Below are 12,810 nucleotides of genomic sequence, written 5' to 3' on the forward strand. Positions count from 1 at the left end.
GAGTGCCGAAGGCGCCGGTGTACCGCTGCCCCTGACCGCCCGCGCCGCCCGTGCCTGTCTCGACGTCTGTTTCTTCCACCCGTTCGACGACGGGAACGCCCGCTCGGCCTTCCTCGCCCTGGTCTACGTCCTCGCCCGCGAAGGCGTCGCGCTGGACAGCGTCAGCCTGCTCCGCCGCGTCAGCTTCCAGGCCGACCACCCCCGGGACGCGGTGGCGCTCACCAACTACATCGACCTGCACCTCGCGGAGACCCGGCGGCGGCACGCCGCCGCCCCGGCCGGCTGACCGGGGCGCCTCCGGTCAGCGCGAGGTCCCGTCCCCGGCCTTCCAGCCCCAGGCGGTGAGCATGCCGGCCGACAGCGCCGCGCACTCCTCGGAGTCCAGATACCGGACCGCGGCGTCGACGGCCGCGTCGTCGACCAGGCCGGTGGCGAGCATCGCCGCCCGGCTCCGCTCCCAGGTGTCCGCCCAGAAGCGGCTGGCGGGACTGCCCGGCAGCAGCGGCGGCACATGGATCTCGGCGGCCACCGACCCGAGCCCCGCACCGCGCAGCACCTGCGGATACGACGGCACCCAGGAGACGTCCGTGCCGATGGTGGCGCGCAGCCCCTGCCACATCGCCCGCATCACCGTGCTGTACGGAGTACCGGGCATCCGGTCGCTCGTCAGGTCGACCGCGTCGCTGAGCACCAGCACACCGCCGGGTGCGACCAGTTCGGCCAGCGTCGAGACCAGACGTTCGTGCTCGACCAGGTGCATCAGCACGAAGCGTGCGTGCACGAGCCGGAACCGGCCGGGGACCAGGCCCGCGGCGGTGGTGCCGGCAGCGGTGATGTCGGCCTCCAGGACATCGAGCCCGGGGCGCTCGGTGAGGAACCGCACGTCGCGGTCGACGGCGAGCACGCTGTCCACCCCCGCCTCGTCCAGCAGCCGACGGGAGACCGTACCGGTACCGGCCCCCACGTCGAGGCAACGCCACCCCGGCCCGGCGCCGAGTGCCCGCAGCCGCGCCATGGTGATGTCGTCGTAGACGAGGGCGCCGACGTCGATGCGCTCGCCCTCGCCGGCCTGTTCGGGACGGAAGACGGCCTCGCCGTAGCGGCCGCCGCCGGGCGCGGCGGTCACGCCGCCGCCGGGGCGTCGAAGGGGTTCATGGTCGGGCCCTCGCAGGTGATGGGGGTACCGGGCGGCCCGTCCGGGGCCGCCCGCCCCACCGATACTCCACCGGGGCCCGCCCGCACGGCCGAGGCGCGCCGCGCGGGCGGCCGATCGGCCGAGGGGCCGGACCCCGGGCAGATCGAGGGCTGATACAACTAACTCCGCCGCACACGAGCACACGAGTCGTGCCGGGGGGCCGACCGTCACAGCGGAGCACGGTCGAGAAGCCGGCCGGCCAAGAGGATCAGGTCGCCATGCCGCACATCACCGTCGACTACTCCCCGCGGCTTGCCGACTCCTTCGACCTGCGGGTCTTCGCGGCGGAGTTGCAGCCGACGGTGCTTGAGGGCAGCGGCTCGGCCGGCACGTGCAAGACGCTGTTCCGGCAGGCGGCCGAGGCCCGGTCGGCGGACGGGCACGGCGACGCGGCGGCCTTCGTGCACGTGGAGGTGGGACTGCTCCCCGGGCGGTCCGACACGGTCAAGGCCCGGCTGTCCGAGGACGTGCTGGCCCTGCTGGAGAAGCACCTGGGGAGGGGCACGACCCCCGCTGTGGTCTGCTCCGTGCAGGTGCGTGACCTGGGCGGCTCGTACCGCCTGCGGACCTTCTGAGCCGCACTCGCCGCGCCGGGGACGAAGCTCACGGCCCCGAGCCGCGAGCCCCGATCCGTGTCCGGAGTCCGAAGCCCGAGCCCCGAGCCCAGAACCCCGGCCTCGGCAGGGGGCAGGCCGTGTCAGTGGCCGTCAGTCGGTGTGCAGTGCGGTGCGCAGGACGGCGACGGCCTGGTTGATGGCGGCTTCGGCGGCGTGGGTCTCGCGCAGGGCGTTGAGCATCACGAAGTCGTGGATGATGCCCTGGTAGCGGACGGCGGTGACGGGCACCCCGGCCTCGCGGAGCTTGTTGGCGTAGGCCTCGCCCTCGTCGCGCAGGACGTCGGCCTCGCCGGTGATGACGAGGGCCGGGGGCAGCCCGGTGAGCTGCTCGGTGGTGGCGCGCAGCGGGCTGGCGGTGATCTGGGCGCGCTCGGCCTCGTCTGTCGTGTACTGGTCCCAGAACCACTGCATGCCGTCGCGGCGCAGGAAGTAGCCGGTGGCGAACTGGTGGTAGGAGGCGGTGTCGAAGCTCGCGTCGGTGACCGGGTAGAAGAGCACCTGCTGGAGCAGGGGCACGTCGCCGCGTTCCTTGGCCATCAGGGTGAGGGCGGCGGTCATGTTGCCGCCGACCGAGTCACCGGCCACCGCGATCCGGGTGGCGTCCAGGCCCTTGGCCGCGCCCTCGGCCACGACCCACTGCGCCACGGCGTAGTTCTGCTCGATGGCGACGGGGTAGCGGGCCTCGGGGGAGAGGTCGTACTCGGGGAAGACGACGGCGGCCTCGGCGCCGACGGCGAGTTCGCGGACCAGGCGGTCATGGGTGTGGGCGTTGCCGAAGACCCAGCCGGCGCCGTGGATGTAGATGATCACGGGGAGCGGGCCGGTCGCGCCGGCCGGACGCACGATGCGGGCCCGGACGGTTCCGGTGGGGCCGCCTTCGACGGTCACCCACTCCTCGTCGACGGCCGGCTTGGCTATCTCGCCGGACTGCACCTCGTCGACGGCCTTGCGGCCCTCGGCGGGGGCGAGGTCGAAGAGGTAGGGCGGGTTGGCGGTGGCCTCGGCGAAAGCCTGGGCGGCGGGTTCGAGGACGGGGCGGACGGGCGTGGCGTCGGTCATGACGGCCTCCTCGGTTCGGGTGTCGCGTACAGGGGCGGCCGGCGGTGTACGCCGGGCGGCGGCACGAGGAAGAGAATAGCGCGCGATTAAGTCGTGCGCTACCTGTTTTCGGACGATCTATTTGTGTCCGATATCATCTGATATGATGCGTTTGGGCTCCATGGGGTCGAGGGGACCGGAAAGCTAAGGTGGTGAACGGCCATGAAAGCCGCAGGAACCAGGAGCCGCCCCGTGGACCGCACCGCCGCCGAGCCGGCCGAAGGCTCGCTCCTCCTCGACGACCAGCTCTGTTTCGCGCTGTACGCCGCCTCCCGTGCCGTGACCGCACGCTACCGGCCGCTCCTGGACGAGCTGGGGCTGACCTATCCGCAGTACCTGGTGATGCTCGTCCTCTGGGACCAGGACTCGGTGTCCGTGCGCGAGCTCGGCACCGCGCTGCAGCTGGAGTCGAGCACGCTCTCCCCGCTGCTGAAGCGCCTGGAGGCGGGCGGCCTGGTCACCCGGGAGCGGCGCGCCGACGACGAGCGGTCGGTGGCCATCCGGCTGACCGAGGAGGGCGCGCGGCTCCGGCACCGCGCCCGCTCCGTCCCGGTCGCCATCGGCGACGCCATGGGCCTGACGCCCGAACAGGACGCCATGGCCAAGCAGTTGCTGCGCCTGCTCACCGCGAACGTCTCCGACGACGCCGCCGACCGCTGACGGCGACCCCGTACCGGGCGCCGTACGGTGCCGGTGATCCGCACCCGCCGCACGACGACCAGGAGTGGTGACGATGACGCAGGCGACCGGCGACGCCGGTGCCCCGATGTACGGCTTCGTCGGGCTCGGGGTGATGGGGCAGCCGATGGCGCTCGACCTCGCCCGGGCCGGTACCCCGCTCATGGTGTGGAACCGGACGCCGGAGCGGGCGGAGCCACTGCGGGCGGCCGGGGCGCGGGTGGCGGCGAGCGTCGAGGAGGTCTTCGCCCACGCCCGCGTCGTGTTCGTCATGCTCGTCGACGAGACGGTGACGGATGCCGTCCTGGGCCGGGGCGGCCCGGAGTTCGCCAAGCTGGTCGCAGGCCGGGTCGTCGTGTCGACCGGCTCGACGGCACCCGAGTACGCGCGCGGACTCGCCGCCGACATCGAGGCCGCCGGGGGCCGTTTCGTCGAGGCGCCCGTCTCGGGGTCGCGCAGGCCGGCCGAGGCGGGAGAGCTGGTCGCGATGCTCGGCGGCGACCCGGACGCGGTGGCGGAGGTACGGCCGCTGCTCGCCCCGATGTGCCGGGAGACCGTCCACTGCGGTCCGGCCGGGTCCGGCGTCCTCATGAAACTGGCCGTCAACCTCTACCTGGACACCACGCTCGCGGCACTGGCCGAGGCCGTCCACTTCGCCCAGCGGCAGGGCCTGGACCTGGAGACCTTCCGCGCCGTCGTCGACTCCGGCCAGCTGGGCAGCGGCATCACCCGGGTCAAGGTCCCGATGCTCGCGGCCCACGACTTCACCGTGCAGGCCGCCACCGCCGACGCCTACGCCAACACCAGGCTCATCGCCGACGCGGCCCGCGCGGCCGGGATCGCCACCCCCATGCTCGACCTCAGCAGCGAGCTCTACGGCGAGAGCGTACGGCTGGGCAACGCCCGCCTCGACATGTCCTCGGTGCTCACCGCGATCGAGGCCCGCACGGACGCCGCGGCGCCGTCACCGGCCACCGACTAGGCTCCCGGGCAGTCCTCGGTGCTCACCGCGATCGAGGCCCGCACGGACGCCGCGGCGCCGTCACCGGCCACCGACTAGGCTCCCGGGCATGCGGATCTCCGTCTCCTCCGACATGGACGAACCCGTCGCCCGCCTCCTCGTGGCGGAACTGCGCCGACGAGGTCACGACGTGCGCACGTACGGCGCACTGGAACCCGGGGCCGACCCGCAGTGGGCCGTCTGCTCGGAGGCGGCCGCCCGCGACGTCGCCGACGGCGCCGCCGACCAGGCCGTCGTGTGCTGCTGGACCGGGACCGGCGCCTCGATCGCCGCCAACAAGGTGCCCGGCGTCCGCGCCGCCCTGTGCGCCGACGCCTACACGGCCGACGGCGCCCGCCGCTGGAACGACGCCAACGTCCTCGCCATCGGCCTGCGGCTGACCTCGCAGCCGGTGCTCAAGGAGATCCTCGACGCCTGGTTCGCGGCCACGCCCAGCCAGGACGCCGAGGACCTCGGGAACGTGGCCCACGTCGGTCGCCTCGACGCGGGCCACGGGACGGTCTAGGGAGTGTCCGGGATCAGTGGGCGCCGAGCCCGCCGCCGCCGAACGAGCCGCTGGAGCCCTTGCTCCAGCGTGGCCGGTCCTTCGACGCGCTCGGCCTGGTCTGCTGGTTGCTGAGTTCGTACGGGGTGAGCGGACGGCCGCCCTTGGGCATCAGCGGGATCTCCTCCGACTCGCGGTTCTCCCGGATCTCGTGCACAGCACCCTCCGGTGGCAGCTTCGGCTGCTCCTCGGGACGCGGCCGGGGCGACTCGCGGTACTTGATCCGGTTCCCCAGCCAGAAGCCCCCGGCGAGCATCGCCAGCACGGCCACGGCCACCACGAAGAGCGCGAGACTCAGTAGGCCGCTGGGAGCGGCCAGCTCCATCGGTTCCGTACTCATAGCCAAGGGATACCCCTCTCATAACGGTGTGAACCGGACGCAATCGGTGGCTGGTCGTGTACGGCGGGCGACCGGAGTCAGTGCGGATCGTCGCGTACCGAGACCGGGCAGAGGCGGCAGCGGACGTCGACCACGCCCTCCACGGCGCGGGCCAGCCGTTCGGCGACCGGCGCCGGTTCCGGGCTGTCGATCCAGCCGGTCAGGGTGACGACGCCTTCGGAGACCTCGACCCGGATGTGGTCGGCGGAGAGCGGGAACAGCCGGTCGACGACCTCCCGGCGCACCTCCTCGGTCAGTTCCTCGTCCGCACGCAGGAACACCTTCAGCAGGTCTGACCGGCTGACGATGCCCCTGAGCACGCCCGTACCGTCGACGACGGGCAGCCGCTTGACCCCGCGCCGGGCCATGACCCGCGCCGCCTCCGCCACGGTGGCGTCGGCGCGCACGGTCACCGCGGGCGCGTTCATCAGTTCCCCGGCGGTCACCGCGCGGGCCCTGGCCAGGTCGGCCTCGGACACGACGCCGACCACCCGGCCCCCGCCCTCCAGCACGGGCAGGGTGCTCACCTTCCACCGGTCCATCAGCGTGACGACGTCCTTGAACGGGGCGTCGCGGCCCACGGCCACCGGGTCGCGGGTCATCACGTCGCCGACGGTGTGCGGGCTGTCGTGCATGGTCGCCTCCTCGGATCCCGCCGACCACGAGAGGGCGGGAAGGACGCCATCCACTTCTCGCGGATCCTGATTGCGCGGTGCGCGGCCGTGGCCGGCCGCTTCCCCGCGTCACTGGGGGTCCTTCCCGTCACCTCCAGCACACCACGGGAACGTCCACGCCACCAGGGGTCACCGGGCCGGAAGTCACCGCCCCCGCACCTGCGAGGGGGGGGCGAACGGACCGTGTCATGCCGCCGGCCGCACTTCTCTGGCGGTGCGGCCGCCCGTCGCGCAGCGTGGAGGAAGGGCTGCCGGACGCCCGAGGAGAGCCCCAGGAGAGCCCCAGGAGAGGTGGAACGCATGGACGGGGATGTCACCGAGCGGCGGGTCGTGGTCGGCGTCGACGGATCGCCGTCCTCGTACGCGGCGCTGCGCTGGGCGCTGCGCTACGCCGGCCTCGTCGGCGGTGTCGTGGAGGCGGTCGCCGTGTGGGAACTGCCGGGACTGTACGGGTGGTCGGGGCCCGCCGTGGACATGGACGTCGATGCGGAGGAGGCACGGGACCGGATGCGGCAGGAGCTGACCGACGTGCTCGGCGCGGACGCGGCGGGCTCGGTCCGCTCCCACCTGGTGCACGGCAACACCACCGACGTCCTGCTGCGGGCCGCGGAGGGCGCCGAGGCTCTCGTCGTCGGCAGCCGGGGCCGGGGCGGGTTCGCCCGCGCGCTGCTCGGCTCCGTCAGCCAGCAGGTGTCCCAGCACGCCACCTGCCCGGTCGTGATCGTCCGCGCGGACCGCGACTGAGCCGAGCCCGGCGGCACGCGGCGTTTGCCCGCGCCGCGGGCTGGTTACCCGGGCCGCATGACTTGGACGTCTTCTCAGCAGGACCTGTACCGGTTCCTGGAGGACCGGTTCGCGTGCGCGCAGGCCTGCACGGAGTGCGCCCGGATGTGCGCACTGCGCGCAGGGGTACTGGATCCCGGCGGGACCGCCGACGCCGGGGCGGACCGGTTGCGCCGCACCGGGATCATGTGCGCCGAGGTGTGCGACGCCACCTGCCGGGCACTGACCGAGGAGAGCGACCGGGACGCGGACGGTCTGCGCGTCCAGCTGGAGTGGTGCCGCGCGGTGTGCCTCGACTGCGCGCGGGCCTTCGACGCCCGTCCGGGCGCCGAGTCGAGCGCGGCCGCCTGCCGGGCGTGCGCCGTGGCCTGCACGGACTTCATGGCGGCGCTCGGCTGACAGTGTTCCCGAGCCGGTCGGTACCGGCGCGCGGTCGGCGCCGGACAGCGGGCGGCGGTCCCCGATAGGGGACCCGGCAGGCCCCCGGAACGGGGAACTGCCCAGTGATCCATCGCCCGAACTACCGTCGGAGCGCGCGCGGGTGGCCGCTCTTCGACGGTCGTCGTCCGCCGCCGGCGACGACCGCTCACTGCCGTCGCCGGCAACCACCGGTGCGCTCCGCAGCTCGTCCTCATCGGCTTTCGCTAGGAGCCCATCGCCGTGAACAGCGGTCTTCTCGCCATGCCCGCGGTCCGTGCCGGTGCCGCCGCACCCCGGCCTCCCGAAGCAGCACTGACCTGGACCGACCCCGTCACGGGGCGCCAGGGCTTCCTCGTCGTCGACCGGCTCGTCCGGGGCCTCGCCAGCGGTGGCCTGCGGATGCGCGAGGGCTGCCGTTACGAGGAGGTCAGGGAACTGGCGGCCGCGATGAGCGTGAAGGAGGCGCTGCACTACGACCCCGCGGGCCGCTACCTGCCCATGGGCGGCGCGAAGGGCGGGATCGACTGCGACCCGCTCAGCAGCGAGGCACGCGGGGTGCTCACCCGGTTCCTCGCGTTCATCCGGCCGTACGTGGCGAACAACTGGGCGACCGGCGACGACCTCGGCACCACCACGGAACTCATCGAGGAGGTGCTGGGCGAGCTGGGTGTGGACGGCTGCATCGCCCCGGTCGTACGCACCCTCGACGACCCCGCGGCCGCCCGGAAACGGTTTGCCGACGCGTTCGCCGTGGAGGTGGACGGTATCGGTCTCGCCGAACTCGTCGGTGGCTGCGGGGTCGCGGAGGCCGCCCTCACGGTCCTGGACCGGGACGGGATCCCGCGGTCGTCCGCCACCGCCGTCGTCCAGGGCTTCGGGGCCATGGGCGGCGCCACCGCACGCTACCTGCACGCGGCCGGTGTCCGGGTGGTCGGCGTCTCCGACGTCCACGGCACCGTCGCCAACCCGCGCGGCCTCGCCGTCGAGGACATGCTGCGCCACCGGCGGCCGCACGGAACCGTCGACCGCGGCCGGCTCCGCCCCGACGACGTCCTCCTCGAACGCGACGCCTGCCTTGCCCTCGAAGCCGACGTGCTGGTCCCGGCCGCGACCTCGTACAGCATCCACGGCGCCAACCAGGACCGGATCGCCGCCCGGTACGTCGTGGAGGCGGCGAACCTCCCCGTGACGGCGGACGCGGAGGAACTGCTGCTGCGGCGCGGCTGCCTCGTCGTACCGGACGTCGTCGCCAACTCCGGGACCAACGCCTGGTGGTGGTGGGTGCTCTACGGCGACGTCGCCCCGGACCCGGCGGCCTCGCTGGCCAAGGTGCGGACGGCCCTGCGCACGCTGGTGACCGAGACCCTGCGGCTCGCCGAGGACGCGGTGTGCACCCCCCGGGAGGCCGCACGCCATCTGGCCGACGCCAGACGGGACGTCCTGCTGAGCCGGCCGGGCGCCTGATGATCACCACACTGCTGGCCGCGGTCGCGGCGATGGGGTGGGGAGCCGCGGACTACTGCGGCGCCCGCGCGTCGCGGACCATGCCCGCCGGGCGGGTCGTCCTCCTCTCCCAGGTGCTGTCCCTCCCGGTGCTCGCCGGCTGGCTGGCGGCGACCGCCGACCACGGTCCCGACCTGACCGCCCTCGCCTGGGGATGCGGGGCCGGAGCCTTCGGAGTACTGGGCCTCGTACTGCTCTACCGCACGCTCGCGGCCGAGGGGATCGTGCTCGTCGCCCCGGTCACGGCGGTCACGGCAGCCGTCGTACCCCTGGCCGTCGGGCTGGCCCTCCAGTCGGCTCCCGGGCCGTTCGCGCTGGGCGGCGTCTGCTGCGCGCTGCTGTCGATCGCTCTGGTCAGCCTGGTGGGGCGGGTCCGGGAGGCCACCGTCGCGCTGCGCACCCTGCTGCTGGCCCTGGCGACGGGCGCGGCGCTCGGACTCCAGCTCGTCCTCATCTCGCATCCGGGACCGGAGGCCGGCCTGTGGCCGCTGGCCGGCGCCCGCGCGGTCTCCATGCTGTGCGTGGCTCCCGGCGTCCTGCGCGGACGGTCGCGGACCGGCGGCACCCCCGTGCCCTGGCTGCCCGTCGTGCTGTCCGGCGTCCTCGACACGGCGGCCTTCGCCTTCTGCCTCTTCGCCGCCGACCAGGGGCTGCTGAGCGTGGTCGGGTCGATCGTCTCGCTCTACCCGGCGGCCACCGTGGTCCTCGCGCTGGTCCTCGACGGCGAACGCGTGACGGTCCATCAGGCCCTCGGGCTCTTCCTGGGGGCCGGGGCGCTGTTACTCGTCACCGTGTAGCGCCGCAGTGCCCTCGCACCGGCGACCGGGACACCACCACTTCACCGTCGGAAGAGAACCGACCCGCATGAGCAGGGAAACAACCCGCATGAGCAGCGAAGCAACCCGCATGAGCAGAGGCGCAATCCGCATGAGCAACGAGCAGGAACGACAGGAAGAGCAGGTGTTGCAGGCCGCCGACGATCTCGTGGCCGCCTTCGCCGAGGAGCGCCTGGACGACTACTTCTCCGCCTTCGCCCCCGACGCGACCTTCGTCTTCCACACCACCGACCGGCGCATCGAGTCCGTCGCCGACTACCGGCGGGTCTGGGCCCGCTGGGCGGCCGACGACGACTTTCACGTGCTCAAGTGCCGTTCCTCCGACCGCCGGGTCCAACTCTTCGACGACACCGCGGTGTTCACCCACGCCGTGGAGACGGACGTCTCCACGCGCACCGGCACCGGCACCCTCCACGAGCGCGAGACCGTCGTCTTCCGCCGCGCGGCCGAAGGCCGTTGGCTCGCCGTGCACGAACACCTGTCACCGGCCGTCCCCCTCCCGCCCGGCCCGGCGGGGCAGCCCCGTCCGCTCGGGTGACCGAGGCCACCGGCAACCGCGGCGAACCGATCTTGGCGGCCGTCCGTAGCTGTAGGTGAGGCCGGAGCCGGTGAACCGAGGGACGGAGGCCGTCCGCCGACGTACGTCCGGTACGTCCGGGAAGGGCACGCCGTCACGGAAGGAGCAGTTCATGTCCCGCTGGGGGACCCTCTTCACGCGCCTGGCACCAGGCCGGGGCGAGCAGCCCGGCAGCGCGCCGGGAGAGCCCGACACGCCCGTCCTCGTCGACGAGTACGACGGGCTGACCCTGCTGCGCGCCACCGAACAGGCCGTCCCAGGACCGGAGGAGGCGGCGGAACTCGCCCGGTCCCTGGGCGGCGCGGCGGGCCAGACCGTCGCCACCGTCGTCCTCGGAGTCGACGGCCCGGTGCCGCCCGTGCTGTGGACCCGGCTGGGAGACGTCCTCGACGCGCTCCGGGACGACGGCGCGACGACCGTCCGCCTGGTGGTCTCCGGCGCGGGGCGCGGCACCGCGGACCGGCCCGCACTGGCCCAGCGGATCGCGGACGCCTGGGGGCTGGGCGTGATCGCGCCCGAGGGCAGTGCACTGCTCGTCCCCGGCGGAACCCTCTTCGTCCCCGACGCGCCGGAGCCGGCCGGCGGCTGGCAGCTCTTCCAGCCCGGCACGGAGCCGACCCCGCTGGGCGCGCGCCATCCCGCCCCCGGCTGGCAGACCGCCTTCGCGGCGCTGCCCGAACACACCGCCGCCGGACACGCCGTTCGTCCCGTCCCCGCCGGTGTGCTGCTCCAGCCGCCGGGAACGCCGCAGCCCGTCCCGGGCGACCTGTGCTACGCGGTGCCCGTGGACCCCGCCCACCCCACCGTGCTCGTCGGCGTGCCCGGCCCCGGCGGCGCCCGGATCCCGGCCGACGACCTCGCGGCGCTGCTTGCCGCGCTGCCGCCGGTGGTGCGGGACCGGATCCGCGTGGCGCCGGGCGCCGAGGGCGACCTGCTGCCCACGGTCCAGCAGGTCGCCGGCGCGCTGGACATCGAGGTCGAGGTGCTCACCGGGCCGCCGCTCGCGGTCCGCGGCGCGACACCGGACGACGTGGACCTCGCCGCCGGCCCGGTCCTCGTCGACGGCACCGGCCGGCCGACCTGGCGGCCCTACGTCGAAGCGGTGCTGTGCCACCCCGGCACCTCTGACACCTCCGGCACCTCCGGCGACGGCGAGGAGGCCGCCGCTCCCCGGCTGCTGCGCTGGCGTTCCCCGGTGCCCGACGCCCAGCTCCAGGACGCCGGCGTGGTCCGGCTGTCGGAGCGTTGGCAGCTCACCATGACCCGGGCGGGACTCGCCCTCGGACCCGCCGGACAGCCCCTGCCGCTCGCCGGGCGCCCCGTGCTCGCCGACCAGCTCGCTGTCGAGATCGCCCCGTCGGACCAGCCCCTCGACGAGTCCTGCTGGGCCGTCCTCTCGCACGTGCTCGACTACCTCGACCCCGAAGCACGCGAGTTCGCCGTCCTGCACGCACCCGGCCGCACGGCCGAGGAGAGCCGCATGCTGCGCCGGCTCGCCGTACAGCACGGAGTCCGGATGCTGTGGCCGCCGACCGCCGGCGCCGACCCGGAGGCCCTGCCCGAACCGGCGGCCGCCGCACAGCCGCCGGCGGCCGCCGCGGAAACACCGGCCCCGGACGGCTTCACCCGCTACCGCGAACGGATCGGCGGCATCGTGCAGGCCGCGAACGGCGGCCGGTACGACGACGCCACGACCCTCGCCACGGCACTCGAACGCGAGGCGTTCACCGCCCACGGCTCGGAGCACCCCACGTCCCTGCAGATCCGCCAGATCAGGGCCCACGTGATGCGGCTGGCCGGGCACAACGCCCTCGCGGCCGACCTCTACCGGCGCGTCGCGTTCAGCCTGCTGGTCACCGCGGGCATGGACAGCGTCGACGCCGAGCAGGCCGCAGCCAACGCGGACGCCTGCTGGCGGGACACCGCCGACATCGCGCTGGCCCTGCGCATCGCGCCGTCGGTCATCGCGCTGCGGGAGAAGGTGCCGGGCCCGAACGGTCGTCTGCTGCGGGCCGCGGAACGCTACCGCGACCAGCTGGAGTCGGCCCACGCCGCTCCGCCCGCGCCGCACCTGCCGTCAGCCGTACCGGTCCCGATGACACCCCCACCGCGGGCCGACAGCCACCTGACACCGCCGGCCCCCACCGGCCCACGGCCACCCCGGACCGCCACCGAGCCCCGCACACCCGCGGCTGCCGCCGAGCCCCGGACGCCTCCGGCCACCGACGGGAATCGGCCGCTTGCGGCCGCCGGTGAGTCGCGGACGGCTCCGGTCGCCGACGGGCATCGGTTGCCCGCGGCTGCCGCCGAGCCCCGGACTCCTCCGGCGGCGCACGGCGATCGGCCGGTGGCGGCTGCGGCTGCGGCTGGCGGTGAGTCGCGGACGGCTTCGGTCGCCGACGGGCATCGGTTGCCCGCGGCTGCCGCCGAGCCCCGGACTCCTCCGGCGGCGCACGGCGATCGGCCGGTGGCGGCTGCGGCTGCG

At 74.3% G+C, this 12,810-nt stretch carries 15 protein-coding genes; 11 read left to right on the forward strand and 4 right to left on the reverse strand.

Annotated features, from left to right (window positions below):
- The coding region (locus ACIQVL_RS31595) for a Fic family protein (RefSeq protein ID WP_403477046.1) at positions 1-286 on the forward strand (286 nt) is incomplete at its 5' end.
- A 15-nt stretch (positions 287-301) separates the two neighbouring features.
- Here the strand turns inward: ACIQVL_RS31595 and ACIQVL_RS31600 are convergent.
- A complete protein-coding gene (locus ACIQVL_RS31600) occupies positions 302-1,126 on the reverse strand; it encodes a class I SAM-dependent methyltransferase (RefSeq protein WP_403438532.1) in 825 nt (274 codons plus the stop codon).
- Between the two features lie 287 nt (positions 1,127-1,413).
- On the opposite strand from ACIQVL_RS31600, the gene ACIQVL_RS31605 reads away from it, so the two are divergent.
- Positions 1,414-1,770: a 5-carboxymethyl-2-hydroxymuconate Delta-isomerase gene (locus ACIQVL_RS31605; protein ID WP_403477047.1), complete on the forward strand. Its 357-nt coding sequence runs from the start codon at positions 1,414-1,416 to the stop codon at positions 1,768-1,770.
- Between the two features lie 132 nt (positions 1,771-1,902).
- Here ACIQVL_RS31605 and ACIQVL_RS31610 read toward each other — a convergent pair whose 3' ends face one another.
- Positions 1,903-2,871 (reverse strand): alpha/beta hydrolase, encoded by a 969-nt coding sequence (locus ACIQVL_RS31610; protein ID WP_403438527.1) that lies wholly within the window; start codon positions 2,869-2,871, stop codon positions 1,903-1,905.
- Between the two features lie 201 nt (positions 2,872-3,072).
- On the opposite strand from ACIQVL_RS31610, the gene ACIQVL_RS31615 reads away from it, so the two are divergent.
- From ACIQVL_RS31615 to ACIQVL_RS31625, 3 genes are all read left to right on the forward strand, one after another.
- Positions 3,073-3,570, forward strand: coding sequence for a MarR family winged helix-turn-helix transcriptional regulator (locus ACIQVL_RS31615; protein ID WP_403477048.1), 498 nt, complete (start codon positions 3,073-3,075; stop codon positions 3,568-3,570).
- Positions 3,571-3,643: 73 nt separating this feature from the next.
- On the forward strand, positions 3,644-4,570 hold the full coding sequence (locus tag ACIQVL_RS31620) for an NAD(P)-dependent oxidoreductase (RefSeq protein WP_403477049.1): 927 nt from the start codon (positions 3,644-3,646) through the stop codon (positions 4,568-4,570).
- Between the two features lie 88 nt (positions 4,571-4,658).
- Positions 4,659-5,114: an RpiB/LacA/LacB family sugar-phosphate isomerase gene (locus ACIQVL_RS31625; protein WP_403477050.1), complete on the forward strand. Its 456-nt coding sequence runs from the start codon at positions 4,659-4,661 to the stop codon at positions 5,112-5,114.
- A gap of 13 nt (positions 5,115-5,127) precedes the next feature.
- Here the strand turns inward: ACIQVL_RS31625 and ACIQVL_RS31630 are convergent, their stop codons facing one another.
- Together ACIQVL_RS31630 and ACIQVL_RS31635 are read right to left on the reverse strand one after the other, a co-directional pair.
- Positions 5,128-5,493 (reverse strand): DUF6479 family protein, encoded by a 366-nt coding sequence (locus ACIQVL_RS31630; protein ID WP_403438515.1) that lies wholly within the window; start codon positions 5,491-5,493, stop codon positions 5,128-5,130.
- Positions 5,494-5,570: 77 nt separating this feature from the next.
- Complete coding sequence (locus tag ACIQVL_RS31635) at positions 5,571-6,167, reverse strand: CBS domain-containing protein (protein WP_403438512.1); 597 nt, start codon at positions 6,165-6,167, stop codon at positions 5,571-5,573.
- Positions 6,168-6,506: 339 nt separating this feature from the next.
- Here ACIQVL_RS31635 and ACIQVL_RS31640 point away from each other — a divergent pair, with 339 nt between their 5' ends.
- The 6 genes from ACIQVL_RS31640 to ACIQVL_RS31665 form a co-directional block, all read left to right on the forward strand.
- On the forward strand, positions 6,507-6,950 hold the full coding sequence (locus tag ACIQVL_RS31640; protein ID WP_403438509.1) for a universal stress protein: 444 nt from the start codon (positions 6,507-6,509) through the stop codon (positions 6,948-6,950).
- A 57-nt stretch (positions 6,951-7,007) separates the two neighbouring features.
- Positions 7,008-7,388 carry a ferredoxin gene (locus ACIQVL_RS31645; RefSeq protein WP_403438506.1) on the forward strand — a complete coding sequence of 127 codons (381 nt, stop codon included), beginning with the start codon at positions 7,008-7,010 and terminating at the stop codon, positions 7,386-7,388.
- Positions 7,389-7,670: 282 nt separating this feature from the next.
- Entirely contained in the window at positions 7,671-8,873 is a 1,203-nt protein-coding gene (locus tag ACIQVL_RS31650; RefSeq protein ID WP_403477062.1) for a Glu/Leu/Phe/Val dehydrogenase dimerization domain-containing protein, read from the forward strand.
- On the forward strand, positions 8,873-9,709 hold the full coding sequence (locus ACIQVL_RS31655) for an EamA family transporter (RefSeq protein WP_403477051.1): 837 nt from the start codon (positions 8,873-8,875) through the stop codon (positions 9,707-9,709). Before ACIQVL_RS31650 ends, ACIQVL_RS31655 begins: the two co-directional genes overlap by 1 nt.
- Before the next feature lie 88 nt (positions 9,710-9,797).
- On the forward strand, positions 9,798-10,286 hold the full coding sequence (locus ACIQVL_RS31660; protein WP_403438500.1) for a nuclear transport factor 2 family protein: 489 nt from the start codon (positions 9,798-9,800) through the stop codon (positions 10,284-10,286).
- A 151-nt stretch (positions 10,287-10,437) separates the two neighbouring features.
- A partial coding sequence (locus ACIQVL_RS31665; RefSeq protein WP_403477052.1) for a hypothetical protein occupies positions 10,438-12,810 on the forward strand: 2,373 nt, incomplete at its 3' end.

This window comes from Streptomyces sp. NPDC090499 (genome assembly GCF_044769305.1).
GTDB lineage: Bacteria > Actinomycetota > Actinomycetes > Streptomycetales > Streptomycetaceae > Streptomyces.

What these genes read in the sequence shown, in the direction of transcription:
- ACIQVL_RS31610 (WP_403438527.1), bottom strand. Translation starts at nt 2,871, where the DNA reads ATGACCGACGCCACGCCCGTCCGCCCCGTCCTCGAACCCGCCGCCCAG.
- ACIQVL_RS31645 (WP_403438506.1), top strand. Translation starts at nt 7,008, where the DNA reads ATGACTTGGACGTCTTCTCAGCAGGACCTGTACCGGTTCCTGGAGGAC.
- ACIQVL_RS31620 (WP_403477049.1), top strand. Translation starts at nt 3,644, where the DNA reads ATGACGCAGGCGACCGGCGACGCCGGTGCCCCGATGTACGGCTTCGTC.
- ACIQVL_RS31605 (WP_403477047.1), top strand. Translation starts at nt 1,414, where the DNA reads ATGCCGCACATCACCGTCGACTACTCCCCGCGGCTTGCCGACTCCTTC.
- ACIQVL_RS31635 (WP_403438512.1), bottom strand. Translation starts at nt 6,167, where the DNA reads ATGCACGACAGCCCGCACACCGTCGGCGACGTGATGACCCGCGACCCG.
- ACIQVL_RS31630 (WP_403438515.1), bottom strand. Translation starts at nt 5,493, where the DNA reads ATGAGTACGGAACCGATGGAGCTGGCCGCTCCCAGCGGCCTACTGAGT.
- ACIQVL_RS31655 (WP_403477051.1), top strand. Translation starts at nt 8,873, where the DNA reads ATGATCACCACACTGCTGGCCGCGGTCGCGGCGATGGGGTGGGGAGCC.
- ACIQVL_RS31660 (WP_403438500.1), top strand. Translation starts at nt 9,798, where the DNA reads ATGAGCAGCGAAGCAACCCGCATGAGCAGAGGCGCAATCCGCATGAGC.
- ACIQVL_RS31650 (WP_403477062.1), top strand. Translation starts at nt 7,671, where the DNA reads ATGCCCGCGGTCCGTGCCGGTGCCGCCGCACCCCGGCCTCCCGAAGCA.
- ACIQVL_RS31625 (WP_403477050.1), top strand. Translation starts at nt 4,659, where the DNA reads ATGCGGATCTCCGTCTCCTCCGACATGGACGAACCCGTCGCCCGCCTC.
- ACIQVL_RS31615 (WP_403477048.1), top strand. Translation starts at nt 3,073, where the DNA reads ATGAAAGCCGCAGGAACCAGGAGCCGCCCCGTGGACCGCACCGCCGCC.
- ACIQVL_RS31640 (WP_403438509.1), top strand. Translation starts at nt 6,507, where the DNA reads ATGGACGGGGATGTCACCGAGCGGCGGGTCGTGGTCGGCGTCGACGGA.